General features: G+C 68.4%; 15 protein-coding genes. 3 read left to right on the top strand and 12 right to left on the bottom strand.

The window, feature by feature from the left end; all coding sequences use genetic code 11:
• Window positions 1-9: 9 nt before the first annotated feature.
• The 7 genes from ilvC to EAH75_RS12775 form a co-directional block, all read right to left on the bottom strand.
• The gene (gene ilvC, locus EAH75_RS12805) at window positions 10-1,020 is read right to left on the bottom strand and encodes a ketol-acid reductoisomerase (protein ID WP_140805692.1); all 1,011 of its coding nucleotides are present in this window, start codon (window positions 1,018-1,020) and stop codon (window positions 10-12) included.
• Window positions 1,017-2,723 carry a dihydroxy-acid dehydratase gene (locus tag EAH75_RS12800; RefSeq protein ID WP_140805690.1) on the bottom strand — a complete coding sequence of 569 codons (1,707 nt, stop codon included), beginning with the start codon at window positions 2,721-2,723 and terminating at the stop codon, window positions 1,017-1,019. The genes ilvC and EAH75_RS12800 overlap by 4 nt, the downstream gene beginning before the upstream one ends.
• Before the next feature lie 175 nt (window positions 2,724-2,898).
• Window positions 2,899-3,996, bottom strand: a complete 1,098-nt coding sequence (gene leuB / locus EAH75_RS12795; protein WP_140805688.1) for a 3-isopropylmalate dehydrogenase — start codon at window positions 3,994-3,996, stop codon at window positions 2,899-2,901.
• Complete coding sequence (leuD, locus tag EAH75_RS12790) at window positions 3,993-4,580, bottom strand: 3-isopropylmalate dehydratase small subunit (protein WP_140805686.1); 588 nt, start codon at window positions 4,578-4,580, stop codon at window positions 3,993-3,995. Before leuD ends, leuB begins: the two co-directional genes overlap by 4 nt.
• A complete protein-coding gene (leuC, locus tag EAH75_RS12785; protein WP_194150620.1) occupies window positions 4,577-5,989 on the bottom strand; it encodes a 3-isopropylmalate dehydratase large subunit in 1,413 nt (470 codons plus the stop codon). Before leuC ends, leuD begins: the two co-directional genes overlap by 4 nt.
• Window positions 5,989-6,984, bottom strand: a complete 996-nt coding sequence (locus EAH75_RS12780) for a branched-chain amino acid transaminase (RefSeq protein ID WP_140805682.1) — start codon at window positions 6,982-6,984, stop codon at window positions 5,989-5,991. The genes leuC and EAH75_RS12780 overlap by 1 nt, the downstream gene beginning before the upstream one ends.
• Entirely contained in the window at window positions 6,981-8,579 is a 1,599-nt protein-coding gene (locus tag EAH75_RS12775) for a 2-isopropylmalate synthase (protein WP_140805680.1), read from the bottom strand. The genes EAH75_RS12780 and EAH75_RS12775 overlap by 4 nt, the downstream gene beginning before the upstream one ends.
• Window positions 8,580-8,684: 105 nt before the next feature.
• On the opposite strand from EAH75_RS12775, the gene EAH75_RS12770 reads away from it, so the two are divergent.
• On the top strand, window positions 8,685-8,879 hold the full coding sequence (locus EAH75_RS12770; RefSeq protein ID WP_140648707.1) for a hypothetical protein: 195 nt from the start codon (window positions 8,685-8,687) through the stop codon (window positions 8,877-8,879).
• Between the two features lie 245 nt (window positions 8,880-9,124).
• Here EAH75_RS12770 and thrC read toward each other — a convergent pair whose 3' ends face one another.
• From thrC to EAH75_RS19635, 4 genes are all read right to left on the bottom strand, one after another.
• A complete protein-coding gene (thrC, locus tag EAH75_RS12765) occupies window positions 9,125-10,435 on the bottom strand; it encodes a threonine synthase (protein WP_140805678.1) in 1,311 nt (436 codons plus the stop codon).
• Window positions 10,432-11,397, bottom strand: coding sequence for a homoserine kinase (locus EAH75_RS12760; protein WP_194150619.1), 966 nt, complete (start codon window positions 11,395-11,397; stop codon window positions 10,432-10,434). Before EAH75_RS12760 ends, thrC begins: the two co-directional genes overlap by 4 nt.
• A gap of 38 nt (window positions 11,398-11,435) precedes the next feature.
• The gene (locus tag EAH75_RS12755) at window positions 11,436-12,581 is read right to left on the bottom strand and encodes a homoserine dehydrogenase (protein ID WP_140805674.1); all 1,146 of its coding nucleotides are present in this window, start codon (window positions 12,579-12,581) and stop codon (window positions 11,436-11,438) included.
• Between the two features lie 104 nt (window positions 12,582-12,685).
• On the bottom strand, window positions 12,686-12,844 hold the full coding sequence (locus EAH75_RS19635) for a hypothetical protein (protein WP_161596302.1): 159 nt from the start codon (window positions 12,842-12,844) through the stop codon (window positions 12,686-12,688).
• Between the two features lie 151 nt (window positions 12,845-12,995).
• Between EAH75_RS19635 and EAH75_RS12750 the strand changes: the two genes are divergently transcribed.
• Window positions 12,996-13,760, top strand: coding sequence for a c-type cytochrome (locus tag EAH75_RS12750; protein ID WP_140805672.1), 765 nt, complete (start codon window positions 12,996-12,998; stop codon window positions 13,758-13,760).
• Complete coding sequence (locus tag EAH75_RS12745) at window positions 13,757-15,043, top strand: cytochrome c (protein WP_140805670.1); 1,287 nt, start codon at window positions 13,757-13,759, stop codon at window positions 15,041-15,043. The genes EAH75_RS12750 and EAH75_RS12745 overlap by 4 nt, the downstream gene beginning before the upstream one ends.
• Window positions 15,044-15,141: 98 nt before the next feature.
• On the opposite strand, the gene EAH75_RS12740 is transcribed toward EAH75_RS12745, so the two are convergent.
• Entirely contained in the window at window positions 15,142-15,654 is a 513-nt protein-coding gene (locus EAH75_RS12740) for a nuclear transport factor 2 family protein (RefSeq protein ID WP_140805668.1), read from the bottom strand.
• Window positions 15,655-15,657 lie beyond the last annotated feature (3 nt).

Here is a 15,657-nt window from a genome sequence, read left to right as displayed (position 1 = left end):
CAGATGCAGTCAGCCGGTTTTCTTCAACGGCGCGACAGCGGCGGGTGCGGTGGTCGGCTGCAGCCACGGCATCTGCGCGCGCAGCTTCGCGCCAACCACTTCGATCGGATGGTCGAGGTCGGCCTGCTTGAGGCGCTTGTAGTTCGGCAGGCCGGCGGCGTATTCGGCCGTCCAGTTGCGCGCGAAGGTGCCGTCCTGGATGTCGGTGAGCACTTCCTTCATGCGCGCCTTGGTGCCGGCGTCGACAATCCGCGGGCCACTGACGTAGTCGCCGTACTGCGCGGTCTCGGAGACGAATTGCAGCATCTTCGCCAGGCCGCCCTCGTAGAACAGGTCGACGATCAGCTTCAGCTCGTGCATCACCTCGTAATAGGCGATCTCCGGTTGGTAGCCGGCCTCGACCAGGGTTTCGAAACCCTTGATCACCAGCTCGCTGGCGCCGCCGCACAGCACCGCCTGCTCGCCGAACAGGTCGGTCTCGGTCTCTTCCTTGAAGTCGGTCTTGATGATCATCGCGCGGCCGCCGCCGATGCCGTCGGCATACGCCTTGGTCTTCGCCTCGGCCAGGCCGCTGACGTCCTGGTGCACGGCCCAGATGCACGGCACGCCGCGGCCGCGTTCGTACTCGCTGCGCACCAGCGCGCCAGGGCCCTTCGGCGCAACCAGGATCACGTCGATGTCGGCGCGCGGTTCGATCTGCTTGAAATGCACATTGAAGCCGTGCGCGAACAGCAGCGCCGCGCCGGGCTTGATGTTCGGCTCGATCGACTCCTTGTACAGCGTCGGCTGCACCATGTCCGGCGTCAGCACGGCGACGAGGTCGGCGCCCTTCACGGCCTCGGCCGGCTCGGCCACCTTGAAACCGTCGGCTTTCGCCTTGTGCCAGGTCGGCCCGTTCGGGCGCAGGCCGACCACCACGTCGAGGCCGGAGTCGCGCAGGTTCAGCGCATGCGCGCGGCCCTGGCTGCCGTAGCCGAGCACGGCGATGCGGGATGAGGCGAGGGTGTTGTTGCTGCTCATGCGGTGACTCCCTGGTTGATGTCGGTGTGGATGTGTTTGGGTACGGACACGGAGGTTTCGGGATGGGTAGTGGCGCCGTCGGAGGCGGAGCCGACCAGCAAGGCGTATTTGGCCAGCGCGCCGCGACTGAGCTTCGGTGCGGGCGGTTGCCAGCTGGCGCGGCGTGCGACGAGGTCGGCGTCGGTGGTGATCTCGCGGCGGGCGGCATCGATCACGATGCGGTCGCCTTCGTGCAGCAGTGCGATCGGGCCGCCGCGTGCGGCTTCCGGCGCGATGTGGCCGACCATGAAGCCGTGGGTGGCGCCGCTGAAACGGCCATCGGTGATCAGTGCCACGTCATCGCCGAGGTCGCGGCCGATCAGCGCGGCGGTGACGCCGAGCATCTCGCGCATGCCGGGGCCGCCGGCCGGACCTTCGTTGCGGATCACGATGACGTCGCCCTTGACGATGTCACCGGCCTGCACCGCGGCGAACGCATGCTCCTCGCTTTCGTACACGCGGGCGCGGCCTTCGAAGTGGCTGGCGCCCTTGCCGGCGAGTTTCAAAATGCAGCCTTCCGGCGCGAGGTTGCCGTAGAGGATCGAGTAGCCGCCACGCGGCTTCAGTGGCGCGCCGACCGGATGCACCACGTCCTGCGCTTCGGCGCGCGGCGCGGCTTCGGCTTCGGCGAACAGCGAGCGGCCGGTGACGGTGGGCGTGTCCTCCAGCATGCCGGCGGCGATCAATTCCTGCGCCACCCGCGCGCTGCCGCCGGCGCCGAACAGCTCGACCGCGGTGTAACGGCCGCCGGGCAGCAGGTCGGCGATCACCGGGGTATGTGCCGAGGCGGGTTCGAAATCTTCCAGCGACCATGTGACGCCGGCTTCGCGCGCGATCGCCAGCAGGTGCAGCACCGCGTTGGTGGAGCCGGCGGTGGCGGCGACCATGCGTGCCGCGTTGCGCATCGAGGTGCGCGTGATCAGCTCGCGCGGCGTACGGTTCTCGCGCAGGCATTCCATCACCAGCTCGCCGCAGCGGAACGCGGCCGCGCCCTTGGCCGGATGGGTGGCGGGGATGTCGTTGTAGCCCATCGGCGACAGTCCCAGCGTGGAGAGCACCATCGCCATCGTGTTCGCGGTGAACTGGCCGCCGCAGGCACCGGCACCGGGGCAGGCGTCGCGCTCGACCGCGGTCAGTTCCTCGTCGCTGATCTTGCCCGCGCCGTGCGCGCCGACCGCCTCGAACACCTGCTGGATGGTGATCGGATGGTTGTCGTGGGTGCCGTGCGCGATGCTGCCGCCGTACAGTGCGACCGCGGGAATGTTCAATCGCGCCATCGCCATCGCCGCCGCGGGAATGGTCTTGTCGCAGCCGCACAGCACCACCATCGCATCGAGGCAGTGGCCGTCCACCGCCAGTTCGATCGAGTCGGTGATCACCTCGCGGCTGATCAGCGAGGCACGCATGCCCGGCGTACCCATCGCGATGCCATCGGTTACTGCGATCGTGTTGAACTCGATCGGCGTGCCGCCGGCGGCACGGATGCCGGCCGCGGCTTCGACCGCCAGTTCGCGCAGGTTGAGGTTGCACGGACTCACGTTCGACCAGGTATGCACCACCGCCACCAATGGCCGCGCAATCGCCTCGTCGTCGAGGCCGGTGGCACGCAGCATGGCGCGCGCGGGTGCGCGGTCGGGGCCGCTCTTGATCAGGTCACTGCGCATGGGTATTCCGTCGGCTGGATGAAAAGAAAAAGCGCCCCCTGCGTGCCAGGGAGGTTGGCGAGGCGGACAAGTGCTGGCGGCAACGGGGCGCGCGCAGTCCATCCGGTGCCGGAAGCACGCAGGGGGCGGCAGGAAATACGGACACGTCCCTGTGGCCGTCGGGAACCTTCTTGTGTCAGCCGCACGCGCGTGCTCCGCAGAAGAATGCGGCAGCGTTGTCGGCGTGATCCTCGATCGCGGCGAGCACGGCATCGCGCACTTCGTCGGTGCCGGCGTGGCCGCCGATATCGCGGCTGTGCGGGCCGTGGCGCAGCACCTGCTCGACCGCCGATTCGATCGCCACGGCCTCGGTTTCCAGGCCCAGCGAATGGCGCAGCAGCAGCGCGGCGGAAAGGATCGCGCCGACCGGATTGGCCACGCCCCGCCCGGCGATGTCCGGTGCCGAGCCGTGGATCGGTTCGTACAGGCCGGCCTTGCCATCACCCAGTGACGCCGACGGCAGCAGGCCCAGCGAGCCGGCCAGCGCAGCGGCCTCGTCGGTGAGGATGTCGCCGAACAGGTTCTCGGTGACCACCACGTCGTAGCGGTTCGGCTGGGTCAGCAGCAGCATCGCCATCGAGTCGACCAGCTGGTGCTCGAGCTTCACGTCGGGATACTCGGCGGCGATGCGCTGCACCGTGCTGCGCCACAGGCGTGAGGTTTCCAGCACGTTGGCCTTGTCCACCGAGGTGACGTGACGACGACGGCCGCGCGCCAGCTCGAACGCGCGGCGCACCACGCGTTCGATCTCGGCCACGGTGTACCTGCACTCGTCGGTGGCGGCCTCGTCAGTGCGTGTCTTGGCGCCGAAGTAGGCACCACCGGTGAGTTCGCGCACGAACAGCACGTCGATGTTCTTCAGCTTCTCGTTCTTCAGCGGCGACAGGTTGGCCAGCGCCGGATGCACCTGCAGCGGGCGCAGGTTGGCGTAAACGCCGAGCGCGGCACGCAGCGCCAGCAGGCCCTGCTCGGGGCGCACCGGCGCGTTCGGATCGGACCACTTCGGGCCACCGACGGCACCCAGCAACACCGCATCGGCGGACCGGCACGCCGCCAGCGAGGCGGCCGGCAGCGGTTCGCCGGTGGCATCGATCGCGATGCCACCGATCAGCTGCTCCTCGAACGCGAACACGTGTTCGTAGCGCGCGGCCACGGTCTTCAACACGGCCACCGCGGCGGCCGTGACTTCGGGACCGACGCCATCGCCGGGCAGGGTAACGATGCGTGCCTTCATGCCGCTTGCTCCTGGTGGTGTTGTTCGTAAAAGGTGATCCCATCGCTGTGCTGCAGCAGATAGCCGAGCTGGTCGACGCCGTGGAGCAGGCAGTGCCGCGCAAATGGCTCCAGCGCGAACGGGATGCGGCCGCCGTCGGGCAGTGCGATGAATTGTTCGCGCACGTCGATCGCCAGCTCGATGCCGGGATGCTTGAGCAACCAGCGGTGTTCCAGCTCGTCGATGACGATGGCGAGCAGGCCGTTCTTCAGCGCGTTGCCGCGGAAGATGTCCGCGATCTCGCTGCACAGCACCGCCTGGATGCCGTAATCCAGCAGCGCCCACGGCGCATGCTCGCGCGAGGAGCCGCAACCGAAATTGCGCCCGGCAATGAGGATCGAGCAGCCGCGCGCTTCGGGCCGGTTCAACGGAAAGGCGGGGTTGTCGCTGCCGTCGGTCTGGTAGCGCCAGTCGTGGAAGCACAGCTTGCCCAGCCCCTCGCGCGTGGTGGTGGTGAGGAAGCGCGCCGGGATGATGCGGTCGGTGTCGATGTTCTCGTCGGCCAGCACGGCGGTGCGGGAGTGGAGGCGGGTGATCGGTTTCATGCAGCTTGCTCCTGCGTTGCGTACTCGCGCGGATCGGCGATGCGCCCGGCGATCGCCGATGCCGCGGCGGTGGCCGGGCTGGCCAGCACGGTGCGTGCGCCCTTGCCCTGGCGGCCTTCGAAGTTGCGGTTGGAGGTGCTCACCACCAGCTGGCCCGGCTGCGCCAGGTCGCCGTTCATCGCGATGCACATCGAGCAGCCGGGCACGCGCCACTCGGCGCCGGCGTCGGTGAACACGTGGTGCAGGCCTTCGCGCTCGGCGTCGCGGCGCACCGCCTCGGAGCCCGGCACCACCAGCATGCGTACACCCTGCGCGATGCGTCGGCCATGCAGCACGCGCGCCGCTTCGCGCAGGTCGGACAGGCGCGAGTTGGTGCAGCTGCCGACGAACACCACATCGACCGGCGTACCCTGCATCGGCTGGCCGGGCTTGCTCTGCATGTAGTCGAGCGCGCGGCGTTCCTGCGCATTGGTCGCCGCCGGTACCGGCGCATCCATGGCGATCGCCATGCCCGGATGGGTGCCGTAGGTGACGGTGGGTTTCACCGCGCCGGCGTCGATGCGTACTTCACGGTCGTAGCGCGCGCCGTCGTCGCTGCGCAGCGCGCGCCACGTCGCCACTGCCACATCCCATGCCGCGCCCTGCGGCACGCGCGGACGACCTTTCAGCCATTCGAACGTGGTCTCGTCCGGCGCGATCAGTCCGGCGCGTGCGCCGGCCTCGATCGACATGTTGCAGACGGTCATGCGCTCGTCCATCGACAGCGCCTCGATCGCGGCGCCGCGGTACTCCAGCACGTAGCCGGTGCCACCATCGACGCCGATCGTGCCGATGATGTGCAGGATCAGGTCCTTCGCACTGATACCGGCGGGTGTGTGACCATCCACATGGATCGCCATGGTTTTCGGCTTGCGCTGCAGCAGGCATTGCGTGGCCATCACGTGACCGACCTCGGTGGTGCCGATGCCGAACGCCAAGGCTCCAAAAGCACCATGCGTGGAGGTGTGGCTGTCGCCGCAGACGATGGTCATGCCGGGCTGGGTCGCGCCCAACTCCGGGCCGATCACGTGCACGATGCCGCGGTCGGCGCTGTCCCAGCCGTGCAGCTCCACGCCAAACTCGCGGCAGTTGGACTCCAGCTGCGCGACCTGCGCCTGCGCGTCGGCATTTGCATACGGCCGGCTGCCATCGGCATTCGTCGGCAGGGTCGGCGTGGAATGATCCAGCGTGGCCAGCATGCGGTCGGGTCGGCGCAGTTTCAGTCCACGCTCACGCAGTTCGCTGAACGCCTGCGGCGAGGTGACCTCGTGCACCAGGTGCAGATCGACGTAGAGGATCGCCGGTGTGTCGGCGGTTTCCGCGGCGACGATGTGGGCGTCCCACACTTTTTCGAACAGGGTCTTTGCCATCACGCCGAGACCTCCGTCATTTCGTGCGCTCGTCCCTGAGCGCGGTCATCAACTGGCGCTGGTTCGCTGTCGGAAGGGGCCGCATTGACCAGGCTCAGCCAGGACCGGCGATCTTCCGTGCGGCCGTCGAACAGGCCGAAGAACGCCTGTTGCAAAGCCTTGGTAATCGGGCCGGGCGTGCCCTTGCCGATTGCCTTGCGATCGACCGAACGCACCGGGGTGATCTCGGCGGCGGTGCCGGTCATGAACACTTCGTCGGCGGAATACAGCGCCTCGCGCGGCAGGTCGCGCTCTTCCACCGCGATGCCGAGATCGGCGGCCAGCGTGATCACCGCATCGCGGGTAATGCCGGCCAGGATGCCGGCGCTGGACGGCGGCGTGAGCAACCGGCCGCGCTTCACCAGGAAAAGATTCTCGCCGGCGCCTTCGCTGAGCAGGCCGTTGTGGCCCAGTGCGATGCCCTCGTCGTAGCCGTTGCGGCGCGCTTCCAGACCGATCAGCTGGCTGGACAGATAATTGCCGCCTGCCTTGGCCCAGCTGGGGAGGGTGTTCGGCGCGGGGCGATGCCATGACGACACGCAGACATCCGCGCCGCGTACGGCTGCGTCGCCGAGATACGCGCCCCAGTTCAGCGCGATGATTGACACCTCCACCGGGTCATCCCGCTTCGCCAGCACGCCCAGCCCGCCGGCGCCACGGAACACGATCGGCCGCACGTAGGCCGAGGGCATCCGGTTCGCGCGGATCAGCTCGAGGCAGGCGGCGTTGATCTCGTCCTCGCTGTAGCCGATCTCGATCTCGTAGACGCGCGCCGACTCGAACAGGCGGCGGGTGTGCTCGGCCAGGCGGAAATACGCCGGCCCGCGCGGCGTGGCGTAGACGCGTTCGCCCTCGAACACCGACGAGCCGTAATGCAGCGCGTGTGCGCTGACGTGGACGGTGGCCTCGGCCCACGGCTTGATCTGGCCGTTGTGCCACAGGAATGGCGTGCTCATGCGATGGCTCCCTTGATGTGCGCGACGGCAGCGGTTGGCGTGGTTCGTTCGATCCGGTTGACGATGACCAGCGCAGCCAGCGCGGTGGCCTCGACGATGTCGGTGCTGGTGCCGTGGCCGCGCCAGTCGCGGGCGGCGTGGCGTGCGCTCAGCTGCGCGTGGCCTTGTGCATCGCCGCCTTCGCCCATCGCGTCGATCTGGAAACGGGTGAGTTCCAGCGGCGTGCCGGTGGCGCGCTCGATCGCGCGCAGCACCGCGTCGACCGGGCCGTCGCCGATCGCCGCCTCGCCGATCTCGTGGCCGTCGTCGTGGGCCAGCCTCACCGAGGCCGACGCGCTGCCGCCCAGGTGCGAGCTGGTGTGCAACTGCACCAGGTGCCACGGGCCGCCGGCGTGCGGGTCGTGGCCCAGCGCCAGCGCTTCCAGGTCCTCGTCGTGCAGCTCGCGGCCATGGTCGGCCAGCGTCTTGAAGCGGATGAAGATGTCGTCCAGCGCGGCGTCGTCCGGCGTGTGGCCGAGCGCCTGCAGCCGCTGGCGCAGCGCGGCGCGGCCGGAGTGCTTGCCCATCACCAGGCTGGTCGCGGCGATGCCGACGTCCTGCGGCCGCATGATTTCGTAGGTGCCGCGATGCTTGAGCATGCCGTGCTGGTGGATGCCCGACTCGTGCGCGAACGCGTTGGCACCCACGATCGCCTTGTTGCGCGGCACCGCCTGGCCGGTCAGCTCGGTCAGCAGGCGCGAGCTCGGGTACAGCTGGCGGGTATCGATGCGGGTGTCGACGCCGAAGTGCGGCGCGCGCACCTTCAGCGCCATCACCACCTCTTCCAGCGCGGCGTTGCCAGCGCGCTCGCCGATGCCGTTGATGGTGCACTCCACCTGGCGCGCACCGGCGCTCACCGCAGCCAGGCTGTTCGCCACCGCCATGCCGAGGTCGTCGTGGCAATGACTGGAGAAGATCACCTTGTCCGCGCCGCGCACGTGCTGGCGCAGGTAGCGGAACAGCTCGACGATCTCGGTCGGCGTGGTGTAGCCCACCGTGTCCGGCGCGTTGAGCGTGCTGGCACCGGCGGCGACTGCGGCGCTGAAGACTTCGGCGAGGAATTCGGGTTCGGTGCGCAGCGCATCCTCGGCGGAAAATTCGACCTCGTCGCAGAAGCCGCGGGCTCGTTCGATCGCCCGCACTGCGGTGTCCAGCACCTGCGCCTTGCTCATGCCCAACTTGTGCTCGCGATGCAGCGGGCTGGTCGACAGGAACAGGTGGATGCGCGAATGGCGTGCCGCCTTCAGCGCACGCGCGGCGCTGTCGATATCGCCGTCCTGGCAGCGCGCCAGCGCGCACACCGTGGTGTGTTTCAGCGCGCCGGCGATTTCCGCAACTGCAGCAAAATCGTCCGGCGAAGCCTGCGGAAAGCCCGCTTCGAGGATGTCCACGCCGAGCGCCTCGAGCTGCTGCGCCATGCGCAGTTTCGCGCGCCGGTCCATCGAGAAACCGGGCGCCTGCTCGCCGTCGCGCAAGGTGGTGTCGAAGATCCGCACGCGTTCGGCGACTACGTCGTCGTCGCTGCTCGGGGCGTTCTGCTGGTCGGGATTTTTCATCATGGCTCCGCTGTGGGCGGCGCCGAAGGCACAAAAAAACCCCGCATCCGTTTCCGGGTGCGGGGTTCTTTGGGTGTTTTCAGGTTTTTCTAGCTACCTGGACACATGCCCTCAGCCCGCACCTCCGTTGGTAATAAGGAGTACGAGTACGAGGGCAAGAAGGAGCGTGCCGCGAGCCTGCAGCAGCCCGGCAACCGTCGTGAGACGGTTTCCCTTGGCGATGCTGCGGTGGCTGTTGCGCTGCGACATGTGATCGACCGTAAAGCAGTTCGCTACGGTCTGTCAACAGAAACCTTATGAAAAAATCTTCTATGGAGACGGAATGTGATTTGGACGGCTATCCATCCATATAGATACAGATGAAACCATATGGAATGTTCATGCTCCGGCGGCGGGCCCGCACGCCACGAGTCAGAGAAAGGCGGCGTGCCAGCATATTTCGTTGCACATCAGGCGCGCGACGGGAGAGGGAATGCCGTTCTTCCTCACCGTGTTTCCGATTTCCCGCGGATGGAAGTCGAGCTTCGCAGCGTGGGCAGTGCCCCCTACAAGAGCCGGTCACGCAGTGCGGCGTCGCTGGCGGCCAGCGGCTCGGCGCTGGTGCCGCGAGCCAGCATCGCGGCCAGGGCGGGCGGCACCTCGACCGGGTGGCCTACCAGCGGCTCCACCACGCTTTCGAATTTGGCCGGGTGCGCGGTGGCGACCACCGCCCATGGTGCGTCGTCGCCGTCAGCGCGCAATCGGTCGAGAAGGTGCATCGCGGTGGCAGTGTGCGGGCAGAATACTTCGCGATGCCCTTGCGCATGATCGGTAATGGTGCGGCGGATGGCGGCGTCGTCGACACTGCGCGCCTGCAGTAGTTGGCGCAGTCGGGCTTCGTCGGGGAACGTCCAGTGCAGTCGCTCGAAGTTGCTCGGCGCGCCCACGTCCATCGCATTGGCCAGCGTGGCGATCGCTTCGCGCGGCGCGTAGTCGGCGCCGGCGAAGTAGTCGGGCAGGGTGGCGTTGGCGTTGCAGGCCAGCCGCACTTCACCGATCGGCAGGCCCAGCTCGCGTGCCCACAGGCAGGCGAGCGCGTTGCCGAGATTGCCGGTGGGCACGATGAAATTCAGCGGCGTGCCGTGTGCGCGCCACCAGCCCAGCGCCGCGTGCGCGTGGTAGCTCATCTGCGGCAGCAGACGACCCAGGCTGATGCTGTTGGCCGAGGACAGCGGCAGCTGCGCCTGCAGCGCCGTATCGTTGAGCGCGGCTTTCACCATTCGCTGGCAATCGTCGAAGCGGCCGGCCACGCGCAGCGCGCTGACGTTGTCGCCGAAGCAGCCCAGCTGGTGCGCCTGTCGCGGCGACACCAATCCGTCGGGATACAGGATCACCACCCGCACGTTCGGCTGGCGGTGGAACGCGGCCGCCACCGCGGCGCCGGTGTCGCCCGAGGTAGCGACCAGGATCGTCAGCGACCGCGCATCGGCATGCGGCAACCGGCGCAGGCAGGCCGCGAGGAAACGTGCGCCGAAATCCTTGAACGCCGAGGTGGGGCCGTGGAACAGCTCCAGCATCATGCTGTGCGGGTGGGCCGGCAGCGCGCGCAGCGGTGCGTCGAAGGTGAATGCTTCGGCGCAGATCGCAGGCAACTGGTCGGCCAGCGCATCGCCCGCGAAGAACGGCGCCAGCAGGGTGGCCGCGGTATCGGCCAGCGTACCGTGCGGATCGAACGCGGTCGGATCGATCGTGGGCAGCGCCTCGGGCACGTACAGGCCGCCGTCCGGCGCCAGGCCCGCGGCAATCGCCTGGCTGATCGGCACGGTCGGACCGAGGCTGCGGGTGCTGTGATAGCGCAACGGCCTGGGCCGACTCATGCGTCGGCTTCCAGCGATTCGATCAGTGCGGCGGCCGGGCCGTCGATCGGCGACACCCACGCATCGCTGTCCAGTCCGGCGTCGGCGAACGCGGCCTGCATCGCCACGCTGGCCGCTTCGGCGTCGGCGCGGTTGTCGTACCAGCCGAACACGCTGGGGCCAGCGCCGGAGATGCTGGCGCCAAGTGCGTGGTGGTCCAGCGCGGCCTGCTTCACTCGCGCGAAGTTCGGGATCAACGGCGCGCGGCGTGGCTCGACCAGCACATCCTTCAACCCTTCGCGCACCAGTGACGCGTCGCCGCGGTAGCAGCCGGCCAGCACCAGGGCGAGGTTCGAGCTTTGCGCCACGAACTCGCCGAGTTCGTAATGGCCGGCCAGCGCGGCGCGTGCCTTGCGCGTTTCCAGCACCACGTGCGGATGCACCAGCGCGCAGTGCCATGCAGCCGGCACCTCGATGCGCAGCAGCCGTTCGTGGGTGGCCAGCACCAGGCCGCCGAGCAGCATCGAGCCGAGGTTGTCGCCGTGGCGGCTGCCGCTGGCCACCGCCTCGCCGTCCAATGCGAATCCGTACAGCGATTCACGCTGCAGCGGCTGCACCAGCAATGCATTTGCGGCGACCAGAGCAGCCACGCACGAGGCGGCCGAGCCGCCCATGCCCGAGCCCAGCGCGATGCCTTTGTGCAGCACCAGCTCGAAACCGTGCTGCAGGCCGAGCGCCTTGCGCAACGAGAGCAGCGCGGTGCCGGCGGTGTTCTGGCGCGGGTCGGTCGGCAGATCGGTGACGCAACCGCGGATCGCCGCGATGCGCACCCCCGGTTCGTCGATGCGGCGCACTTCGGCGCGATCGCCGGCGCCGGTCACGCTGTGGCCGAGCAGGTCGAAGCCGACGCCGACATTGCCGACGCTGGCAGGTGCGAAGGCGCAGGCGACTTGCGGGGGTTTGGCGCGGCGCGGTGAAGCCATGACGGGTTCCAGCAAGTCGGTACATGTGAGAGCAGAGTTCATGCGCGTGCCTCCAGCGACTCGGCGATGCGCAGCAGGTCGGTGAACACGCCGGCGGCGGTCACCTCCGGACCGGCGCCGGGGCCTTGCACCGACAGCGGATTATCGCAGTAGCGGCGGGTGGTGAACTGCACGATGTTGTCGGTCAGCCGGGTATGCGCGAACGCGTGCGTCGTCGGCAGCACCATCAGCCGCACGCTGGCATGGCCACGCCGGTCCAGATGCGCCACATGGCGCAGCACGCCGCCATCGGCGTGCGCCTCGGCCAGTTTCGCCGCCATCGGTGCATCCAGCTCATCGAGTCGTTGCATGAAGTCGTCCAGTGGCAACGCGGCCAGTGCGGACGGCACCAGGCCCTGCAGGTCGACATCTTCCAGCGACAGCGGCCAGCCCGCCTCGCGCGCCAGGATCACCAGCTTGCGCGCCACGTCGAGGCCGGACAGGTCGTCGCGTGGATCGGGCTCGGTATAGCCCAGCGCGTGCGCCTCGCGCACCAGTGCCGAGAACGGCTGGCGGCCATCGTGGCGGTTGCACAGCCAGGCCAGCGTGCCGGAGAACATGCCTTCCACCGCGAGCAACGCGTCGCCGGTATCGAGCAGGTCGCGCAGCGTCTGCACCACCGGCAGGCCGGCGCACACCGTGGCCTCGTAGCGGAAGCGCGCGCCGCTGGCGCAGGCCGCGCGGATCGCCTGCCAGCGCGCCAACGGTCCGCTGCCGGCGAGCTTGTTCGGCGTCACCACATGCAGGCCGGCTGCCAGCCAGCGCGGATAGTGCGCGGCTACGTCATCGTTCGCGCTGCAGTCGATCAACAGCGCATGCCGACCATCGTTGCCGCGCACGTGTTCGGCAAACGCGTCCAGATCGTTCGGTCGCCAGATCTGCGCGCCGCCGTGGCGACCGTTGAGTTCGGTGTCGTCGCAGTCCAGCCACATGCGCCTGCTGGCCACCACGCCGCAGAGTTTCAGCTCCAGTCCGCTGTCGCGGAGCAGTCGCGGCTGCGCGGCCCGCAACTGCTCCAGCAAGGCGCTGCCGACGCGGCCGGGGCCGATCACGCCCACTGCCAGCACGCGTTGCCGCCGCGTGGTCGGCACGGCGAAACCGCATGACGGCGGCAGTTCGGCAAGTTGTGGCGCACAGATGTTCACGATGACCTCCTGTTGAGGCCCGTGCTCGCTGGCGGATCGGCTTGTGCTTGGGGAGTGCACCGGCCCGCCTCTGTCGAGGGCGGGGCCGTTGCGTAGTGAAGAACCTAGTCGCGCACGGACACCCACCCCGACCGAGTGGTAATCGTGGTCGTGGTGGTGGTGGTGGTGGCGAAGGAACGGTTGATGTCGCCGGCCGGCAACGGCGCACGTCCGGCGGAAACCGGGGCGAAATGCGTGCGTGCTGGCGTGGAAAGCGGCAACATGCGCTCGACCTTAGAGGGAAGGCTGCGCTGTGGTCAACAGATTCATTTGCAACTTTTCGGGTGGCGGGTGCGGATCGTCAAGCTGCGGCAGGTTGTCGCGATAGGCCATTTGCCGCCGGTCGACGCGGTTCGGCCAGCCTACAATTCGCGGATGATCAGGTTGGATTCATTGCGCCAGCGGCTGCGCAGGCATGTGCTGCGCGTGGCCCTCGTGCTGTTCGCCTTCGGCGCGTGCGGTGCGGCAGCCGCCCAGACCGGCGCGGCGCCGGCGGTACCCGACACCATGCAGCAGCGCGTGGCCGCATGCACCAGCTGCCATGGCGTGCACGGCGAGGGTTCGCCGGACAGCGTGGCGATTCCGCGCCTGGCCGGCAAGCCGGCGGGCTATCTGGTCCAGCAGCTCGAGTATTTCCAGACCGGCCAGCGCCGGCACGCGCCGATGGAATACGTGGTGCGCCAGCTGAGCCCGGCATACCTGCGCGACATCGCCGATTATTTTGCGCAGCAGGACGTGTCCTACCGGAAGCTGCCGGTGCCGGCGGTGTCCGCGGAGACCCTGCGGCGCGGCGAGCAGTTGGTAATGCGCGGCGACTCGACCCGCGGCGTGCCGTCGTGCGTCAGCTGCCACGGCGGCAAGCTCACCGGCGTGGAGCCGATGATGCCGGGCCTGATGGGCCTGTCGTACGACTATCTGAACACCCAGCTGGTGTCGTGGCGCACGCGCCAGCGCGCGGCCGAAGGGCCCTACTGCATGGGCGTGGTCGCCAACCGCATGCGCGAATCGGACATCGCCGCGGTGTCCGCGTGGCTGGCCAGCCACGAGCCGCCGGCCGACATGCGTCCGGAACCGGCCAGTGCGCAGACCGAACCGTTGCCGGGCTGGTGCGTGATGGGCAAGAGCGGAGCGGCTCAATGAAACTGTGGCGACGTGGATGGTGGCTGCTGGTGTTGCTGGCGATCGTCGTGCTGGGCTGGCGGTACGTCGGACGCGATGATCGGCAGGCGTCGTCGCCCGTGCAGCGCGAGGCGGATGTCGCCGCGCTGCAGGATCCGGCGTTGATCGCGCGCGGCGAATACCTGGCCACGGTCGGCGACTGCGCCGCCTGCCACACCGCGCGGGACGGCCAGCGCTACGCCGGCGGCCGCTCGCTGGGCACGCCGTTCGGCGACGTGCCGGCACCGAACATCACGCCCGATCCGGAAACCGGCATCGGCCAGTGGAGCTTCGACGATTTCTGGAATGCATTGCATCAGGGCAAGGGCCGCCAGGGCGAGCTGCTGTATCCGGTGTTCTCGTACACCTCGTTCACCAAGGTGAGCCGCGACGACGCGCTGGCGATCTTCGCCTACCTGAAGTCGCTGCCGCCGGTGCAGCGGCCCGACACGGCGCTGGGGCTGGAGTTCCCCTACAACGTGCGCAGCAGCCTGGTGGCGTGGCGCGCGTTGTACTTCAAGCCGGGCGAGTACCGGCCCGACCCGGCGAAGTCCGAACAGTGGAATCGTGGCGCCTACCTGGTGCAGGGCCTGGGCCACTGCAACGAATGCCACACCACGCGCGACGCGCTCGGCGGCATCGAGCAGGGCCGCCACCTCACCGGTGGCCAGATCCCGCAACTGGACTGGTACGCGCCCGACCTCAGCACGCAACCCGGCGGCGGCCTCGATGGCTGGCGCACGCAGGACATCGTCGACCTGCTGAAGACCGGCCAGTCGACCAGGGGCAGCGCGTTCGGGCCGATGGCCGACGTGGTGCGCAAGAGCACCCAGCACATGACGGACGCCGACCTGCAGGCGGTGGCGAGCTACCTGCAGTCGCTGCCGCCGCGCGCACAACCCGCACCGGCACCGTTCAAGCAGGCGGCCAGCCACGAGCAGGGCGGCAAGCTCTACGCGCAGCGCTGCGCCGACTGCCACGGCGCGGACGGTCGCGGCGTGGCCGGCGTCTATCCGCCGCTCAACGGCAACACCTCGGTCACCGAACCGACCGGCATCAACGCAATCCGCAGCGTGCTGCTCGGTGGCTTCGCCCCGGCCACCGCCGGCAATCCCAAGCCGTACTCGATGCCGCCATTCGCGCAACAGCTGAACGACGAGGACGTCGCCGCGGTGGTCAGCTACATCCGCCAGTCGTGGTCGAACCGGGCCTCGGCGGCAACGCCGGAAAACGTGGGCAGGTTCCGAAATACGCCGGTTGATTGAGCTGCCTCAGTCCGGATCGGCGCATCATTCGCCAGCCTCGCTTTCCCTGTCGTTCTGCATGCGTTTCCCCTGCTCCGGACCAAGGTGGCCCTCGCCGCTCACTTCACCTGGGCGGGGTCTACATTGATGCTATAGACCAAGGCATTGATCTTCCAGCCGCTGCCGGTGTCGATGAGCTGCCAGGTTTCGCTGCCACGATTCTGCTGCTTGCCGTTGCCGAGAAAGACGAAATCGAAATACACCGAAGCGACGGCACCATCGGTTTCGATCTTCACGTTGGAGAACTTCTCCTCCATGCGCTCGGTGCTGGTGCTGATGAAGTCGACGAACTCGGTGTAACTGCCCGGCATGAAGCGCCGCGCCTTGGGATGTTTGGCATGCACGATGCGATACGTCGCTTCCGTCGGCACGGCGATCCACGAGTTGTTCGTGGGCAGGAACAACTCGCTCAGGCCGGCCTTGTCCTTCTTGATGATGGCGGTCTGGAAGCGTGCGATCACCTGTTCGATCTGGCTCCGGGCATCGCTGGCGGGGTTGTTCGAGGCGGTGGCGGCGTGCGCCGATCCAGTCATCAGGGCGAGGCTGACGATGGCGAGAAGCAGAGTCTTCATACA

The organism is Rhodanobacter glycinis, assembly GCF_006438785.1.
Classification (GTDB): Bacteria; Pseudomonadota; Gammaproteobacteria; order Xanthomonadales; family Rhodanobacteraceae; genus Rhodanobacter; species Rhodanobacter glycinis_A.
The sequence above is the reverse complement of the archived record's forward strand: the minus strand, read 5'-3'. Positions and strand labels throughout refer to the sequence as shown.